This window comes from Pseudolysinimonas kribbensis (assembly GCF_039531715.1).
Taxonomy (GTDB): domain Bacteria; phylum Actinomycetota; class Actinomycetes; order Actinomycetales; family Microbacteriaceae; genus Pseudolysinimonas; species Pseudolysinimonas kribbensis.
Map to the genome: position 1 here is coordinate 56958 of NZ_BAAAQO010000005.1, position 17387 is coordinate 74344.

The following is a 17387-nucleotide window of genomic DNA, read 5'->3' on the forward strand; positions in this document are numbered from 1 at the left end:
CCTCCTGTCCGGTCAGCGCTCCAGGTGCTGGATGACGGCCCGGGCGAAGCGCGTGCCGCGGTCCGCGTAGTCCGAGAACTGGTCGAACGACGCCGCCGCCGGGGCCAGCAGCACGACGTCCCCCGCCTGGGCGAGCGACGCCGCGGCGCGGATCGCCGACGGCATGACCTCCTCAGTCTCGACGTCTTCCACCTCGACGACCGTGACCCCCGGCGCGTGTCGCGCGAACGCGGCGCGCAGCACCGACCGGTCCTCGCCGATCAGGACGGCGCCGCGCAGCCGGTCGGCGTGCCGGATGACGAGCGGCTCGGGGTCGATGCCCTTGAACAGGCCGCCCACGATCCACACCACCGACGGGTACGCGGCCAGCGAGGCCTGGGCGGCGTGCGCGTTGGTCGCCTTCGAGTCGTCGATCCACCGGATACCGTCCGCATCGGCGATGCGCTCGTTGCGGTGCGCGCCGATCCGGAACGATCGCACGGCCTCACGCACCGCGGCGGGGTCGGCTCCGGCCGCCCGGGCGAGCGCCGCCGCCGCGAGCACGTTCGCCGTCATGTGCGGCGAGTCGAGCCCGGAGTCACGCAGGTCGTCGAGCGTGGCGAGCTCGAGCGCCGAGGTGCGCCGCTCGTCGAGGAACGCACGATCGACGAGGATCCCGTCGACGAGGCCGACGTCGCTCGGCCCCGGGACGCCGAGCCCGAATCCGATCGCGCGGGCGCCCTCCTGCACCTCCGCCTCCTCGACCATCTCGCGGGTGGCCTCGTCGGCGAGGTTGTAGACGCACGCGACCCGCACGCCGTCGTAGACCTTCGCCTTCGCGTCGCGGTACGCCGCCGCCGAGCCATGCCACTCGAGGTGATCGTCGGCGAGGTTGAGGCACGCGGCCGCCAGCGGGGCGAAGGTGCCCGGGCGCATCCAGTGCAGCTGATGGCTCGAGAGCTCGATGACCAGAGCGTCGAATCCGGCCGGGTCGCGCACGGCATCCAGAACCGGGATGCCGATGTTGCCCGCCGGCGCGGCGCGCAGCCCGGCCGCCACCAGCATCGTGGCCGTCAGCTGGGTCGTCGTGGTCTTGCCGTTCGTGCCCGTGATGAAGAGCCAGTCGGCCGGCGCGTCGCGTCCGGGGGCGAGCACCTTGTCGCGCACTCGCCACGCGAGTTCGATGTCGCCCCAGACGGGCAGCCCCCGTTCGCGCGCCCAGGCGTGCAGCGCGTGATGCGGCGGATATCCGGGAGACGTCACGACGAGCTCCGGGGCGAACGCATCGAGCTCGGCGGGCACGACGGACTGGTCCGCCTGCTGCGCGAACCCCGCGCCGATCACGCGCAGCAGCGATTGCCGCTCCTCGTCGCCGGGGCTCCCGACGACGAGTGTCTCCGCCCCGAGCTCGACGAGCGTGTCGGCGACGGCGAACCCGGTCACGCCGAGGCCGAAGACCGCCACCCGCAGGCCGCGCCAGTCGGCGCGCCAGCTGGTGAGCTCCTCGAGCGCGGTCAGCTCAGCGTCCATTCCAGATAGAACAGGCCGACGCCGAACGCCACGAAGAGCGCGGCGATGAGCCAGAACCGCACGACGACGGTGATCTCGGCCCAGCCCTTGAGCTCGAAGTGATGGTGCAGCGGACTCATGAGGAAGATGCGCCGGCCCTGGCCGTAGCGCCACTTGGTGAGCTTGAACCAGACCCGCTGCAGGATCACCGACCCGGTCGTGATGAAGAACAGGCCGCCGATGAAGACGAGCAGCAGCTCGGTGCGGGTCAGGATCGCGAGCGCCGCGAGCCCGCCGCCGAGGCCGAGCGACCCGGTGTCGCCCATGAAGATCTGCGCCGGGGTCGTGTTCCACCACAGGAACCCGATGAGCCCGCCCGTGATGCAGGCGGCGACGATCGCGAGGTCGATGGGCTGGGCGACGGGATAGCACTTGTCGACCACGTTCGGATCGATCGCCGGGTTCTCGCACCACTGATTGCTCTGCCAGAACGACAGCAGGATGTAGCCCGCGAACGCGAAGATCGAGGCGCCGCTGGCCAGGCCGTCGAGCCCGTCGGTGACGTTGACGCCGTTCGACGCCGCGACCGTGATGACGTTGGTCCAGATCACGAACAGGATGACGCCGATCACCGGGCCGAGGAAGAACAGGTTGAGCCAGGAGACGTCGCGCACCACGGAGATGGAGCCGGATGCCGGCGGTGTGCCGTAGGCGTCCGGCAGCAGGATCACGATCAGGGCGAAGATCGTGCCCACGATCACCTGCCCGAGGATCTTCGACCACCCGCCGAGCCCGAGGCTCTGCTGCTTGCGCGTCTGCAGGAAGTCGTCGACGAAGCCGACCAGGCCGAGGCCGATCATCATCGCGAGCACGAGGATGCCGCCCCGCGACACCGGGTAGCCGATCGCGAGGTGCCCCGCGAAGTACCCGATCGTCGAGCCGACGATGAAGATGAGGCCGCCCATGGTGGGTGTGCCGCGCTTGGCGTGGTGGGTCTGCGGCCCGTCGTCGCGGATGAACTTGCCCCAGCCGAACCGGCGGAACGCCCGGGCGAACAGCGGGGTGAGGAACAGGGTGAACAGCAGAGAGAACCCGGCGCCGATGAGGAGGGCGATCACTCGGCCGTCCCCGCTCCGGCGAGCCGATCGCCCAGGTGGCGAAGTCCTGCGGACTTCGAGGACTTCACGAGCACCACGTCGCCGGGCCGCAATTGCGCACGAAGAAGATCGTAGGCCGCGTCCACATCCGCGACGAACACCGACTCCCCGTCCCACGACCCCTCGAGGGAGGCCGCCTGGTGGATCGCCCGGGCCTCGGCACCGACGACCACGAGCTGCCCGATGTTGAGCCGCACCACGAGCCGGCCGAGGCGGTCGTGCTCCTCGGTCGCGTACTCCCCCAGCTCGGCCATGTGGCCGAGCACCGCGACCGTGCGCTGCTCGGGCCCGGCGATCTGGGCGAGCGTCTTGAGGGCCGCAGCCGTCGAGTCGGGCGATGCGTTGTAGGCGTCGTTGATGATCGTGACACCGCCGTCGGCCACCTCCGGCGCGCTGCGCAGGAGCTCCATCCGCCAGCGTTCGGCCAGCGGGACGGTCTCGATCGCCGCGATCGCGCGATCCAGCGGGATGCCGAGCTCCCGTGCGCTCGCGAGCGCGGCGAGGGCGTTCATCACGTGGTGCTCGCCGAGGATCCGCAACCGCACCGGGAGCGTCATCCCGTCGGCGTGCAGGAGGAAGGTCGTACCGGCTGCCGTCGCTCGCACGTCGGTCGCCCGCACGTCGGCGCGCGCCTCGAGCCCGAAGCGCACGACCCGCGCGGACGTCTCGCCGCTCATCGCCTCGACCCGCGGGTCGTCGGTGTTGAGCACGGCCGCCGCGGTGGGCGGCAGGTCGCGCACCATCTCGGACTTGGCCTGCTGCGTCTGCTCGATCCCGCCGAACCCGCCGGCGTGGGCGAGCCCCACCTTGAGCACGATGCCGATGTCGGGCACGACGATCCGGATCAGGCGGGCGATGTCGCCGATCGCGCTCGCCCCCATCTCGACGATGAGGTAGCGGGTGTCGCGCCCGACCCGCAGCATCGTGAACGGGGCGCCGACGTGATTGTTGAAGGAGCCGGCGGGCGCGACCGTCGGTCCCTCGGCCTCCAGGATGGCGCGCAGCAGGTTCTTGGTCGTCGTCTTGCCGTTCGAGCCGGTGACCGCGACGACCCGCAGCCCGCCCGCCGCCCGCACACGCTCCACCACGAGCCGCGCGAGCGCCGCCAACGCGACGTACCCATCCGACACGACGATCACCGGCACGTCGACCGGCACGGGCCGCTCGGCGATCACCAGGGCGGCCCCGTTCGCCACCGCGGCGGCCGCGAACTGGTGACCATCCATCACGGCGCCCGGGAGGGCGAAGAAGACAGCGCCGGGCTCGACGAGCCGCGAGTCGGTGTGCACGCTGCCGTCGACGACGTCCGCAGGGTCGCCGCCGACCAGCTCCCCGCCGAGCGCGTCACGCAGCTCGGCGAGCGTCAGCGCGATCACGCCCAGCCCGCCTCGTGCAGCGCGGCACGCGCCAGCTCGCGGGCCGAATACGGCGTGCGCACGCCCCGGATGTCGCGGTAGTCCTGATGCCCCGGCCCGGCCCAGAGGATCGAGTCGCCCTCCTTGGCGAGCGAGACGGCCTTCCTGATCGCCTCCTCCGGCGGGCTGACCTCGTAGGTCTCCTCCGGCTGGTGCTCGGCGAGTCGCGCCCCGTCGAGCAGCGTCGCGCGGATGGACGCCGGGTCCTCGAAGCGCGGGTGGTGATCGGTGATGACGAGCACGTCGCTCAGCTCCGCGGCGACGCGTGCCATCTCGTGACGCTTCGTGGCATCCCGGTCGCCGTCGGCGCCGAACACCATGATCGTCCGGCCGGGGGTGAATCGCCTGACCGCGCCGAGGGTGTTCTCGAACGCGTCGGGGCTGTGCCCGAAGTCGACGTAGACGCTCGGTCCGCGCTCGCCGGAGACGCGCTCCGTGCGCCCGGGCAGGTAGGCGCGGATGCCGCCGTCGGCGTCGAGAGCCGCCCCGATCGCCTCGAGCTCGAAACCGGCCTCCACGAGCATGACGATCGCAAGGGCCGCGTTGGCGGCCATGTGCCAGCCGATGAGCGGCTCCCGCGTCACGAGGGCGCGCCCGTCGGGGCCCGTGAGCCGGAACTCGCTGTACGCCGCCGACTCCTCGAGGATCTCGACGGTCCACTGGGCGGCGTCGTAGTCCTCGTCGGAGGCATGTCCGCGCGTGGCGACGGTCGTCACCGGGATGCGCGACTCGTCGACCACGCGCCGCCCCCACGACGTGTCGAGGCAGACGACGCCTCGCCGGCCGTGCTCGGGCTCGAACAGCTCGAGCTTCGCCCGGAAGTACTCCTCCATGTCGGCGTAGTCGTCGAGGTGGTCGTGGCTGAGATTCGTGAAGGCGACGACGTCGAAGACCAGCCCGTCGACCCGCCGCCAGGTCAGGGCCTGCGCGCTCACCTCGACGGCCACCGCCCGTACACCGCCCTCCCGCATCCGGGCCAGCAGCGCGTGCATCTCGCTCGCCTCGGGAGTCGTCAGCCGGCTCACGACCGTCAGGTCGCCGACGTGCCGCTCGGCGGTCGACGAGAGTCCCGTCACGAGGCCCAGCTGGCGCAGGATGCCCTCGAGCAGGTACGAGGTCGAGGTCTTGCCGTTGGTGCCGGTGGTCGCGAACAGCAACGGCAGGTTCGCGGAGTCGGCGCCCGTGCGGTACACCCACGCCGACACCTCACCGAGGGCGGCCCGCGGGTCGTCGACGAGCAGGACGGGCAGACCGGATCCGGCGGCGAGCTCGGCTCCGGCCGGGTCCGTCAGCAGCGCGACGGCGCCCTGCTCGGCGGCACGGGACGCGAACTGCGCACCGTGGCTGTGGGCGCCCTGGATGCCGGCGTACAGGTCGCCGGGGCGCAGGTCGCCCGTGCTCAGGGTGACGCCCGTCACCTCGACGCCGTCGAGCGAGCCGGTGTGCTCGAGCCCGAACTCCTGGGCGAGGAGGGCCAGCGGCCGGGGCGTCGGGTGCTCGGGCCGGAGCACCGGCGGGTTCCGGGAATCCACTCCCTCGGGCCTCCTGGTCATCGTGTCCGTGTCGGCGGACTGGCTCACCAGGTTACCGGCAGCTACCACGTGACGGGCGGCAGCGACGGGACGCCCGTCGACGCGGGCACCCGGTACGCCTTGATGACCTGACCCATGATCGTCTTCCAGCCGGGGGCCGCCGCGACCGACGAGGTGATGCCCTGCGGCTTGGCCAGCGTGAACACGACCGCGTACAGCGGCTTGTCCGCGGGAACCAGCCCCGCGACCGAGACGATGTACTGGCCCTTCGCGTACTTGCCGGTCGCGGGATCGGCGACCTGCGCGGTGCCGGTCTTCGCGGCGATGTTGTACCCCGGGATCTTCAGGAAGCTCGAGCTCGGCCCCTCCTGGTACACGGTCTGCATCATGTCGCGCACGGTGCGCGCGGTGGATGCCGACACGACCTGCGTGCCCTGCGTGGAGGGGGTGTCGACCACCGTGCCGTCGGACCTGGTGCAGCCCTCCACGAGGGTCAGCGGCATCCGGACCCCGTCGTTGCCGAGGGTCTGATAGAGCTGCGCGACCTGTGCCGACGTGGCCGTCATGCCCTGTCCGAACTGCTGCGTGATCGATGTGACCGAGTCGGCCTGTGCCGGCGTCTTCAGCAGGCCGGGGTCCTCGCCGTAGAAGCCCGACGCGGTCTTCTGACCGAACCCGAACTTCGCGAGATTGGCGTAGCGGTTCGCCTCGGTGTCCAGCTTGGTCAGCTCGGCGATGCCGATGTTGGAGGAGTCCATGATCACGCCCGCCGCCGTGAGGTGCAGGTCGCCGTGGTAGAAGGAGTCGGTGATCGAGAACCCGGGGGGCAGCCCGTCGGTGAACCTGCTCGGCACATTGACCGGGGTGGATGCCGTGATCTTGCCGGACTGCAGCAGGCCGGCGACGGTCGCGGGCTTCATGACCGACCCGGGCTCGTACGGCGCGACGAAACTCCCCGCCCTGAGCTGCTTCGAGTCCGTGATGTCGTTGAGGTCGCCGCTGCCGTAGTCGGCGTCGGCCATGATGTGCCCGTCACGGATGCGCACGACCGTGACGGTGCCCCACTGCGCGCCCGTCGCCTGCACCTGCTGGGTGAGCGTCTGCTGCGCGAACCACTGCAGGTCGGAGTCGATGGTGAGCGTGACCTTGCCGCCGTTCACGGCGGGCTTGGTGGTGATCGTGCTGCCCGGGATGGGCACGCCGTTCGCGCTCGCGTGGTAGGTCTGCGTGCCGTTCGAGCCGGCCAGGCACGCGTTCTCCGAGAGCTCGACGCCGGCCTGCGGAGCGTCGGTGCCCATGAGCCCGATGAGGTTCGCGGCGACGGCGCCGTTGGGATAGCTGCGCGCGGGGTGCAGTTGCGCGTACACCCACGGGATGTGCAGGGCCTTCACCTTCTGGTACTGCGCGAGCGGCACCTCCTTCACCAGGTACGTGAAGTCGGAGGTCGGGTCCGTGATGATCGCCTGATACATCTTCTGCGGGTCGGCGCCGGTGATCGCCGCGATCTCGGAGACCGAGTCCTCGAGGCTGATCGTCTTCTTGCTGCCGTCCTTCTGCTTGCGGTCGAACCCGTAGCCGTCGACCTTCGCGATCCGCGGCGACGCCGTGATGTCGAAGCGGTCGACGCTCGAGGCCAGCACGACGCCGTTGGTGTCGACGATCTCGCCACGCGCGCCGTACACGGTCGACTGGAACTCCTGTCGCGCCTGCGCGGCCTTGGTCAGCGACTCGGCCTGCACGACCTGGATGTCGACCAACCGCACGACGAACACCGCGACGAGCGCGAACACGGCCACCATCGCGACGCCGAGGCGGCGGCCGATGCGGCGTCGGACGATCATCGCGTGCGGCTCCTCGAACGGGTCAGTGGGTGGTCGGTGACGGGATCACGCTGTCATCCGGTGTCGCGGCGTTCGTCGATGACGCGCCGGTTCCGCCCGGGTTCCCGGCCGCGGACGCTGTGGATCCCGCGGAGTCCGGCTGGTCCAGATCCAGTCCCCCGGTACCGACGAGCGAGTTCGGCACGAGGTCGCCGCCCGCGCCGAGGATGCCCGCCGTGCCGGCCGATGGGCTCCCGCTGACCGCGCCCGTCGCCAGGTCGAGGTAGGCGGGGTTGCCGCTTTGCACCATGCCGAGCTGCTCGGCGCGCGCGGCGATCGACTGCGGCGATCCGAGCCGATCGAGCTGCTCGCCGAGGGCGCGCTGGGTGCGCTGCAGCTCGACCTGCCGCCCCTGCAGCGTGTGCACCTGGTAGGCGCCGTCGGCGATCCAGATGCTCAGCAGCAGCTGACCGAGCAGGATCACCCCGATGCCGCCGAGCGTGACCAGCACGTGCACGAGCCGCGGACGGGCACGCCGCTGGGCGCGACTCGCGGCGATCTCGAGGTGGCGGCGTGGGTCGGGCGCACCGACCGGGGCCCGGCGCGGGGCGGTGGCCGTCGCGAGCGTCATGCCGCCTCCCGCAGCTTCTCGGCGGCGCGGAGCCGCACGGGCGCGCTCCGCGGATTGCGGGCGCGCTCCTCGTCGGAGGCGAGTTCCGCGCCGCGCACGAGCAGGCGCAGCTCCGGGCGGTGCTCCGGCAGCTCCACGGGCAGACCGCGCGGAGCCGTCGAGGTGGATCGCCGCTGCAGTTCGCGCTTGACGATGCGGTCCTCGAGCGACTGGTAGGCGAGCACGACGATGCGCCCGCCGACGGCGAGAGCGTCGACGGCGGCGGGGACGGCGCGCTCGAGCACCACGAGCTCCTGGTTCACCTCGATGCGCAGCGCCTGGAACACGCGCTTCGCGGGGTGCCCGGAGCGCTCGCGCTGCACGGCGGCGGGGGTGGCCTCGATGAGCAGCGCGACGAGTTCCGCGGAGGTCGTGAGGGGGGCCGCGACACGGCGCTCGACGATCCGGCGGGCGTAGCGGCTGGCGAGCCTCTCCTCGCCGTACTGCGTGAAGATCCGGCGCAGAGCGGCCTCGTCGTAGTCGGCGAGGATGCGCGCGGCGGTCAGCGGCGATCCGGGGTCCATGCGCATGTCCAGCGGGGCGTCTCGGGAGTACGCGAAGCCGCGATCCGTCTCGTCGAGCTGCATCGACGAGACGCCGAGGTCGAACAGGATGCCGGCGACGCGGGCGATCCCGAGTCCGTCCAGCGCGCCGCGGATGCCGTCGTAGACGGTGTGCACGAGCCGCACCCGATCCCCGAACCGCGCGAGGCGTTCCGCGGAGAGCCGCAGCGCCTCGGGATCGCGATCCAAGCCGACGAGCACGAGCTCCGGGAACCGCTCGAGGAAGGCCTCGGCGTGCCCGCCCAGGCCGAGTGTGGCGTCGACGAGCACGCGATCGGTCCCCGCGAGAGCGGGGGCGAGCAGTTCGACCGTGCGCTCGAGCAGCACGGGCACGTGACGCGGGTTGTCGGGAGTGATGTCGCTCATGGGAGGCGGGCTGCGGCCCCCGGGTCCGATCCCCATCCGGCGCGACCTGCCATCGGGGAAGAGAAGGCAGGGCGTGCGGCTGAGGGTCGCACCCGAGGGTCAGAAGATGCCCGGGATCACCTCCTCGTCCACGTCGGCGAAGTCGGCGGCGGTCTGCTCGGAGTACGCGGTCCACGCGGCGGTGTCCCAGATCTCCGCATGGGTGCCCACGCCCACGACGGTGAGGTCGCGGTCCAGGGTCGCCCACTCGCGCAGCATCGGGGGGATCGTGACGCGGCGCTGGCTGTCGGGGGCCTCCTGCGCGGCGCCGCTCAGCAGCTGACGGAAGAAGTCGCGCGCCCGCTTGCCGGTCATCGACGCCTGCCGGGCGCGTTCGTAGACCGACTCGAACTCCTTCTGGCTGAAGACGTAGACGCAGCGCTCCTGGCCCTTGGTCATGACGATGCCGGCGGCGAAGTCGTCCCAGAACTTGGCGGGAAGGATGATGCGCCCCTTGTCGTCGAGCTTGGGCGCGAAGGTGCCGAGCAGCATCTCGGACCCCCTCGTACTCCGGCCAGATGGAAGGACGGCTCCACTTTACTCCACTCTCCCCCACCGACCAAGCACATACCGGCGACATCGCCCCGAAGAGGGGGTACGAGCGCGCAACAAGGCCAGAAAAATGCAGCGATCCTGGGCGTGGAGTGAAGTGGAGGATTTTCCCGCACCGGCCATCGCATCCGGGCATGAAAAAAGCCGCCCGTGGGGCGGCCGACTCAGGCTGGCGTCAGGACGTCATCGGACGCCCCGACACGTCAGTGCTCGTCGTCGTCGTTGCGCCGGTCCCAGCGCTCACCGAGCGAATCCATGAACGAGCTGCGGTGCGGTCGAGGGGCGTCGACGTGGCCGTGACCGGTGCCCGACACCGTCAGCCGTCGCGGCGGCGCGATGAGCAGCAGTGCCCCGGCGAACATGGCGACGAAGCCGATCACACCGACGATGGGAAGGCGCACCATGACGCCCACGACGAGGAGCGCCACACCGGCGACGAGCCCGATCAGCCCCAGCAGGATGGCCGTGCTGCCGGCACGTCCGCGGCTTGCGCCGACCGTCGTGACGTCGTCCGCGTCGCTGTGGTAGAGACCGCGCTCCATCTCGTCGAGAAGGCGCTGCTCCTGCTCCGAAAGCGGCATCTCGATCTCCCTCGTCCCGGGCTCGGGGCTCCCTCGCGGGGTCGCCCGACTGGGTGATGACTCACCATTCTAAGCGCGGTCGCCTGGCTAGGCTAGGTGGGTGCCTGGGAGTCCCCGGTTAGTCGACCTCGTGCAGTCGGCCATCGACGGACTGCTCGACCGCGAGGGCGCCGCGCTGGCGGAGATCGCGCCGGAACTGGGCGAACTGCATGCCGTCGCGCGGTCGTTCCTGGCCGGCGGCAAGCGCTTCCGCGCGCTCTTCTGCTACTGGGGATGGCAGTCGGTCGCGGGGCGCGCCCCGGCCGACGAGCTGCTCGACGCCGAGGCACCGGATCCCGCAGCTGTCATCGATGTCGCCGCCGCCCTCGAGGTCTTCCACGCGGCGGCTCTCGTGCATGACGACATCATGGACAACTCCGACCTGCGTCGCGGCCGTCCCAGCGCCCACCGGCAGTTCGAGACGCAGCACCGGCAGGCCGGGTGGGGCGGCTCGGCCGAGCGGTACGGCCAGGCGGCCGGGCTGCTGCTGGGCGATCTGCTCATGGGATGGAGCGATCAGCTCTTCGATGCGGGCGTGCGTGCCACCGCGGACGCCTCGGCGGCGTGGGCGGCCCGCGCCGAGTTCGAGCGGATGCGCACCGAGGTGACGGTCGGGCAGTACCTCGACATGCTCGAGGAGGACTCCTGGCGCCTGCGCGACGAGACCGAACTCCTGTCCCGCGCCCAGCGCGTCGTGGTCTACAAGTCGGCGAAGTACAGCGTCGAGGCGCCGCTCGCGATCGGCGCCGCGCTCGCCGGCGCCGCACTCCCGCAACTCGCGGCGTTGCGGGCCTTCGGCCTGCCCCTCGGCATCGCCTTCCAACTGCGCGACGACCTGCTCGGCGTGTTCGGCGATCCGGAGCTGACGGGCAAGCCCGCCGGCGACGATCTTCGCGAGGGCAAGCGCACCGTGCTCGTCACCCTCGCCCGTCGGCGCCTCCCCGGCTCGGTGCGGCGTCTCTTCGACGAGCTGCTCGGCGATCCGGACCTCGACGCGGCCCAGATCGCGATGCTCCAGACGGCGGTGCGCGAGAGCGGCGCCGTGCACGACGTCGAGCGGATCATCGAGCGCGAGGTCGGCACGGCGCTCGCCGCACTCGCCGACGCACCTCTCACCCGGTCGGCGCGCGACCAGCTCGCGGAACTGGCGTCGGTCGTGACAGCCCGCTCGTCCTGATCGGTTCAGAACCCCAGAGCCTGGGCCACCCGGCGCACTTCGGCCTTGCGACCCGCGCGGAGAGCCGCGATGGGCGTCGTGCCGAGGCTGTCCTCCTCGCTCAGCAGCCAGTGCATGGCCTCGTCGTCGCTGAACCCGGCATCGGCGAGCACCAGCACGGTGCCGCGCAGCTCGTGCAGCGGCTCCCCCTCGGCGATGAAGTCGGCCGGCACCCGCAGCACCCCGTCGACGCGCGCGCCGAGCAGGACCCGGTCCTCCAGCAGTCGGCGGACCCTGCCCTGGGGGATGCCCAGGCGCTCCACCAGGTCGGGGACGGTCAGCCACTCGGTCGTGCGGGATTCCACCCCTCCAGCCTGCCCGTCCGCGGCGGTGCGCGCTCGGCCCTGGTTTGTTACGTGTTTGTGAACGCAGGCCACATCAGCCACACTGATTGACTCCCGTTGCCAACTGTGACAGCGTGTGCGGAGGCATGTCCGCGGCCACCGCGGTCGTCACGGCCCCGGGGGATGGGGCCAGGAAGGCGGGTGTCATGGACGCGAACCGATCGCGCTCCGTTCGCGACGCCGAGCGCGCCGAGGCGGTCCGCCGCATCCGGCACGGCGTGAACCTCAGCCTGCCCGTCGTCCTCGCGGGCGCCATGACGGTCACGATGAATCTCACCGGCGCCGTCCCGGCAGCCGACGCGGCACCTCGCAAGCCCGCCGAGCGCCCGCGCGCATTCGTGCGTTCCGAGGTGCAGAAGCCCCCGGCGCCCGCCGCCGCCCCGGTGATCGCGCCCGCCGCGGTGGCCCCCTCGAGCTACACGGTGACGCGTGGCGACACGGTCTCCGGCATCGCCGAGCGATTCGGACTGCGGACGGCCGACGTGCTGGCCCGCAACGGGCTCGGGTGGTCCTCGCTCATCTTCCCCGGACAGGTCCTCCACCTCGGCGGGACGGCGCCCGTCGCTGCGGTGCCCGCCGCCCCCGTCTCGGCCGCGACCACCTACACGATCGTGCGCGGCGACACCGTCTCGGGCATCGCGGGACGGTTCGGTGCGAGCGTCCAGAGCATCCTCGACGCCAACGGCCTGGTCCGCACGAGCATCATCTACCCGGGCCAGAAGCTGCGGATCCCGGAGTCGGCGGCCCCGGCGGCGCACATCGAGACGGTCGCCTCGGTGACGCCCGTCGTGCCGGTCACCCCCGTCGCGGCTGTCACGCCGGCCGGCACGCGGTACACGGTGCGCAGCGGCGATTCCGTCTGGAGCATCGCCCAGCGGTTCGGGGTGAGCACCGCCGCCGTGCTGCAGGCCAACGGTCTGACCGCGTCGAGCGTCATCCACGCCGGGCGCACGCTCGTCATCCCCGGCGGGGCGGTCGCGGGCAGCGGGGCCACGACGGCCCTCAGCGACGAGATGGCCGCGAACGCACGCATCGTGATCCAGGTCGGTCGCCGGCTCGGCGTGCCGCAGCAGGGCATCGTCATCGCGCTCGCCACCGCGATGCAGGAGTCGGGGCTGCGCAACCTCTCCTACGGTGATCGCGACTCGGTCGGCGTGTTCCAGCAGCGACCGAGCACGGGCTGGGGCACCCGCGCACAGCTCATGGACGTGACCTACGCCGCGCGGCTGTTCTACGGCGGCCCCGGCAATCCGAACGCGGGACGAACGCGCGGCCTCCTCGACATCCCCGGATGGCAGTTCCTGACGCTCACTCAGGCGGCGCAGAAGGTGCAGATCTCGGCCTACCCCGACGCGTACGCCAAGTGGGAGTCGAGCGCGCGGTCCTGGCTGGCCGCTCTGGGATAGCGCAATCGCGCTGCGACCGGGTGTTGCGACCTTCCATTCAGGGGCCCTTCCCTACACTTCTGACGTGAGCGTCAACACGTCGGACCCGGTCATCGGCCGGCTCATCGACGGCAGATACCAGGTGCGCTCACGCATCGCACGCGGGGGCATGGCGACCGTCTACCTCGCGACCGACCTGCGCCTCGAGCGCCGCGTCGCCGTCAAGGTCATGCACGGGCACCTGGCCGACGACAGCCAGTTCACGCAGCGATTCATCCAGGAGGCCCGGTCGGCCGCCCGGCTGGCGCATCCGAACGTCGTCAACGTCTTCGACCAGGGCCAGGACGACGAGAGCGCCTACCTCGTCATGGAGTACCTGCCGGGGATCACGCTGCGCGATCTGCTGCGCGAGTACGGCTCGCTCACGCCGCAGCAGACCATCGACATCGCCGAGGCCGTGCTCTCGGGTCTCGCCGCCGCGCACAAGGCGGGGATCGTGCACCGCGATCTCAAGCCGGAGAACGTGCTGCTGGCGGATGACGGACGCATCAAGATCGGCGACTTCGGTCTCGCGCGCGCCGCGTCCGCGAACACGGCGACGGGCGCTGCGCTGCTCGGCACGATCGCCTACCTCTCCCCCGAGCTCGTCACCCGCGGCGTCGCCGACACCCGCAGCGACATCTACGCCGTCGGGATCATGATGTACGAGATGCTCACCGGCGAGCAGCCCTTCACGGGCGAGCAGCCGATGCAGATCGCCTACCAGCACGCGAACGAGTCGGTGCCGGCGCCCTCGAGCCGCAACCCCAAGGTGCCGCGGCCGCTCGACGAGCTCGTGCTGTGGGCGACCGAGCGCGACCCCGACCGACGTCCGCGCGACGCCCGCGAGATGCTCGAGCAGCTCAAGGAGGTCGCCGCCGAGATCGACGGCACGGGGCCGACCCCGACGCTCGCGCAGCGCACCATGGTGCTGCCGACGCCCGCCGTGACCGCCCCCACGACGGTGGTCGCCCCGCGCGCGATGGCCGACTCCGAGACGCAGGTGATCGCGCCGCACGGGCGGATGGCGGCATCCCCGCCTCCGGCCCGCGGGAACGCCCCGGGACCGCGGCGCAGCCGACGCTGGATCGCGGTCGTGGTCGTCCTGCTCCTGGTGCTCGCCGGCGGCGGCGCCGGATGGTGGTTCCTGCTCGGACCGGGCGCCCACGTCACCATCCCGAGCTCGCTCGCGGGCACCACACCCGAGGCGGCGACGGCTCAGCTCACGCAGTTGGGCCTCGTGGTCGACACGCAGCAGGGTCAGGTGAACTCGACGACCATCCCGGCGGGCCGGGTCGCCGACACCAAGCCGGGTCTCGGCGCGGCCGTGGTCAAGGGCTCGACCGTGCGGCTGCTGATCTCGCAGGGCCCGAAGCTCATCGACTTCACGATCAAGGCCGGCACACCCGTGGCCGAGGCGCGCGCCCTCATCAAGAAGAACTGGACGCTCGCCGGAACGCCCAAGAAGCAGTTCAGCGACTCGATCGCGAAGGACACCGTCATCGACGCCCTCGGCGCGGACGGCAAGACCCTGCTCGGACAGGCCAGCTACGGCGAGGGTCTGCCGGTGTCGCTCATCGTGTCGGCCGGCAAGCTGCCCGACGTCGTGGGACAGCCGTACGACGCTGCGGCCCGCGCGCTCGACGCCGTCGGGGTGACGGCCGAGCAGGGTCAGCAGCAGAACAGCCACACCGTGCCGCAGGGCAGCGTCATCGCGATCGCCACCAGCGGACCGATCAGTCCCGGCGGCACCGTGACGCTCACGATCTCGAAGGGCCCGGAGGCGGTCACCGTGCCGGATGTCGTCGGCAAGACCTGGGCGACGGCCAAGCAGCAGCTGCTCGACGCCGGGTTCCAGCTCGACTACACACCGAAGGCTCCCTCGGACGCGTTCCCCACCGTGTTCGTGGTCACGAAGACAAGTCCAGCCGGTGGGAGCACCGCGCTGTGGGGCTCCACCATCAAGGTCAACTTGAAGGCTGGCGGCTAGCGGGCGGCGCTGAGCTCCTCGGCCACGAGGAACGCGAGCTCCAGCGACTGGTAGTGGTTGAGCCGTGGGTCGCACAGCGACTCGTACTTCGTCGCGAGGATCGCCTCGTCGATGTGCTCCGACCCGCCGAGGCACTCGGTGACGTCGTCGCCGGTGAGCTCGATGTGGATGCCGCCCGGGTGCGTCCCCGCGGCCCGGTGCGCCTCGAAGAAACCCTTCACCTCGTCGACGATGTCGTCGAAGCGGCGGGTCTTGTAGCCGGTCGGGGTCGTGAAACCGTTGCCGTGCATGGGGTCGCTGACCCACAGCGGCTGCGCGTCCATCCGGGTGATCGCCTCCAGCAGGGGCGGAAGGGCGTCGCGCACCTTGTCCGCACCCATCCGCGTGATGAAGGTGAGCCGACCCGGCTCGCGCTCGGGGTCGAGCTTGTCGATGAGCCGCTCCATGACATCCGGGGTCGTGCTCGGACCGAGCTTGACGCCGATCGGGTTGCGGATGCGGCTGAAGTAGTCGACGTGCGCCCCATCGAGGTCGCGGGTGCGCTCCCCGATCCAGAGGAAGTGCGCGCTCGTGTTGACGGGCGTGCCGTTGCGCGAGTCGATGCGCGTCATCGGCCGCTCGTAGTCCATGAGCAGGCCCTCGTGGCTGGTGTAGAACTCGACGCGCTTGAGCTCGTCGAAGTCGGCCCCGGCCGCCTCCATGAACTTGATGGCGCGGTCGATCTCGTTGGCCAGACCCTCGTAGCGGTGGTTCGCCGGGTTCGACGCGAAGCCGCGATTCCAGCTGTGCACCTCGCGCAGGTCGGCGAATCCGCCCTGCGTGAACGCCCGGATGAGATTCAGCGTGGATGCGGCCGTGTGGTACCCCTGCACCAGTCGGCGGGGATCGGCGCGACGCGATTCCGGCGTGAAGTCGTAGCCGTTGACGATGTCGCCCCGGTACGCCGGCAGCGTCACGGCGCCGCGGGTCTCGTCGTCGTTGGAGCGCGGCTTCGCGAACTGCCCCGCCATCCGGCCCATCTTGACGACGGGCATCGAAGCGCCGTAGGTGAGGACCACCGCCATCTGCAGCAGCGTGCGCACGCGCGCGCGGATGCGATCCGCGGTCGCGCCGGCGAACGTCTCGGCGCAGTCGCCGCCCTGCAGCAGGAACGACTCGCCGCGCGCGGCACGCGCCAAGCGCTCGCGCAGCATGTCGACCTCACCCGCGAAGACCAGGGGCGGGTAGCTGGCGATCTCAGCGGATGCCGCGGCGGCCTCCGCCAGATCCGGCCACGCCGGCTGCTGCTTGATGGGCAGATCGCGCCAATAGTCGAGCCCGGCGATCACGCTCGGATCTGCGGGGACGACGGTCTCGGTCGGGTCTGCCACGGGAGGAGTCCTTGTGCTGGAAGGGACTTTCCAGCGTATCGGGCATCAGGGCGTGGCGCCGACGCTCTGAGCCCCCGGCCGTGCGCGCACCGACGACGCATAGACGTCGACGTACTCCTGGCCGCTCAGGCGCGAGATCTCGTACATGATCTCGTCGGTGATCGAGCGCAGCACGAACCGGTCGCCCTCCAGACCCGAGAACCGGCTGAAGTCCAGCGGCTCGCCGAACACCACGCCGACGCGGCGCACCTTCGGGATGCGGGTGCCGAGCGGTTGGATCTTCTGGGTGTCGACCATCGCGACCGGGATCACCCGGGCGCCGGATTCGAGCACGATGCGCGCGACCCCGGTGCGCCCGCGATACAGCCGCCCGTCCGGGCTGCGGGTGCCCTCCGGGTAGATGCCGAGTTGACGGCCCTCGGCCAGGACGCCGAGCCCCGAGTTGAGCGAGGCCTCCGACGCCTTGCCGCCCGACCGGTCGATCGGCACCTGCCCGAGACCGAAGAACAGCTCCTTCTGCAGCCAGCCGAAGGGACCCGGCTTGGTGAAGTAGTCGCTCTTGGCCAGGAACGTCACGTGGCGGTCCAGCACGACCGGCAGGAAGACGGAGTCGACGAACGACAGGTGGTTGCTCGCGAAGATGACCGGCCCCGACTCGGGTACGTTCTCGAAACCCCGCGTCCACGGGCGGAACACCGACGTGAGGAACGGCGCGACGACGACCTTCAGGATCCAGTACAACCACGGCCGCGAGCGTCGCACTCCGTCAGCCTAGGGCGCCGCCGCTCCTGCGGCGCCCCCGCTCCGGCGCCGTCCACGCC

General features: G+C 71.2%; 15 protein-coding genes. 3 read left to right on the plus strand and 12 right to left on the minus strand.

What is annotated here, in order from left to right; translation table 11 throughout:
* Positions 1–12 precede the first annotated feature (12 nt).
* From murD to ABD285_RS16580, 9 genes are all read right to left on the minus strand, one after another.
* Complete coding sequence (gene murD, locus ABD285_RS16540) at positions 13–1509, minus strand: UDP-N-acetylmuramoyl-L-alanine--D-glutamate ligase (RefSeq protein WP_284252166.1); 1497 nt, start codon at positions 1507–1509, stop codon at positions 13–15.
* Positions 1494–2606, minus strand: coding sequence for a phospho-N-acetylmuramoyl-pentapeptide-transferase (gene mraY / locus ABD285_RS16545; protein ID WP_284252168.1), 1113 nt, complete (start codon positions 2604–2606; stop codon positions 1494–1496). Before mraY ends, murD begins: the two co-directional genes overlap by 16 nt.
* The gene (locus tag ABD285_RS16550) at positions 2603–4021 is read right to left on the minus strand and encodes a UDP-N-acetylmuramoyl-tripeptide--D-alanyl-D-alanine ligase (RefSeq protein WP_284252170.1); all 1419 of its coding nucleotides are present in this window, start codon (positions 4019–4021) and stop codon (positions 2603–2605) included. The genes mraY and ABD285_RS16550 overlap by 4 nt, the downstream gene beginning before the upstream one ends.
* Positions 4018–5613 (minus strand): Mur ligase family protein, encoded by a 1596-nt coding sequence (locus ABD285_RS16555; protein ID WP_425565077.1) that lies wholly within the window; start codon positions 5611–5613, stop codon positions 4018–4020. The genes ABD285_RS16550 and ABD285_RS16555 overlap by 4 nt, the downstream gene beginning before the upstream one ends.
* A gap of 41 nt (positions 5614–5654) precedes the next feature.
* Positions 5655–7433, minus strand: a complete 1779-nt coding sequence (locus ABD285_RS16560; protein ID WP_344203641.1) for a peptidoglycan D,D-transpeptidase FtsI family protein — start codon at positions 7431–7433, stop codon at positions 5655–5657.
* A 22-nt stretch (positions 7434–7455) separates the two neighbouring features.
* Positions 7456–8043 (minus strand): cell division protein FtsL, encoded by a 588-nt coding sequence (ftsL, locus tag ABD285_RS16565; protein ID WP_284252178.1) that lies wholly within the window; start codon positions 8041–8043, stop codon positions 7456–7458.
* Complete coding sequence (rsmH, locus tag ABD285_RS16570) at positions 8040–9011, minus strand: 16S rRNA (cytosine(1402)-N(4))-methyltransferase RsmH (RefSeq protein WP_344203644.1); 972 nt, start codon at positions 9009–9011, stop codon at positions 8040–8042. Before rsmH ends, ftsL begins: the two co-directional genes overlap by 4 nt.
* Positions 9012–9110: 99 nt before the next feature.
* A complete protein-coding gene (gene mraZ / locus ABD285_RS16575; protein WP_344203646.1) occupies positions 9111–9542 on the minus strand; it encodes a division/cell wall cluster transcriptional repressor MraZ in 432 nt (143 codons plus the stop codon).
* A 263-nt stretch (positions 9543–9805) separates the two neighbouring features.
* Positions 9806–10183, minus strand: a complete 378-nt coding sequence (locus ABD285_RS16580; RefSeq protein ID WP_284252179.1) for a DUF3040 domain-containing protein — start codon at positions 10181–10183, stop codon at positions 9806–9808.
* Positions 10184–10283: 100 nt separating this feature from the next.
* On the opposite strand from ABD285_RS16580, the gene ABD285_RS16585 reads away from it, so the two are divergent.
* The gene (locus ABD285_RS16585; RefSeq protein ID WP_284252181.1) at positions 10284–11399 is read left to right on the plus strand and encodes a polyprenyl synthetase family protein; all 1116 of its coding nucleotides are present in this window, start codon (positions 10284–10286) and stop codon (positions 11397–11399) included.
* Positions 11400–11404: 5 nt separating this feature from the next.
* Here the strand turns inward: ABD285_RS16585 and ABD285_RS16590 are convergent, their stop codons facing one another.
* Positions 11405–11743, minus strand: a complete 339-nt coding sequence (locus ABD285_RS16590) for an Rv2175c family DNA-binding protein (protein WP_284252183.1) — start codon at positions 11741–11743, stop codon at positions 11405–11407.
* Between the two features lie 185 nt (positions 11744–11928).
* Between ABD285_RS16590 and ABD285_RS16595 the strand changes: the two genes are divergently transcribed.
* Entirely contained in the window at positions 11929–13188 is a 1260-nt protein-coding gene (locus tag ABD285_RS16595) for a muramidase family protein (RefSeq protein ID WP_344203651.1), read from the plus strand.
* A 64-nt stretch (positions 13189–13252) separates the two neighbouring features.
* Positions 13253–15196 carry a Stk1 family PASTA domain-containing Ser/Thr kinase gene (pknB, locus tag ABD285_RS16600; RefSeq protein WP_344203654.1) on the plus strand — a complete coding sequence of 648 codons (1944 nt, stop codon included), beginning with the start codon at positions 13253–13255 and terminating at the stop codon, positions 15194–15196.
* Here the strand turns inward: pknB and ABD285_RS16605 are convergent.
* Together ABD285_RS16605 and ABD285_RS16610 are read right to left on the minus strand one after the other, a co-directional pair.
* Positions 15193–16566, minus strand: a complete 1374-nt coding sequence (locus ABD285_RS16605) for a class II 3-deoxy-7-phosphoheptulonate synthase (protein WP_425565079.1) — start codon at positions 16564–16566, stop codon at positions 15193–15195. The two genes, pknB and ABD285_RS16605, sit on opposite strands and share 4 nt — an antisense overlap.
* 45 nt (positions 16567–16611) lie before the next feature.
* Positions 16612–17328, minus strand: a complete 717-nt coding sequence (locus ABD285_RS16610; protein WP_284252190.1) for a lysophospholipid acyltransferase family protein — start codon at positions 17326–17328, stop codon at positions 16612–16614.
* Between the last annotated feature and the right edge of the window lie 59 nt (positions 17329–17387).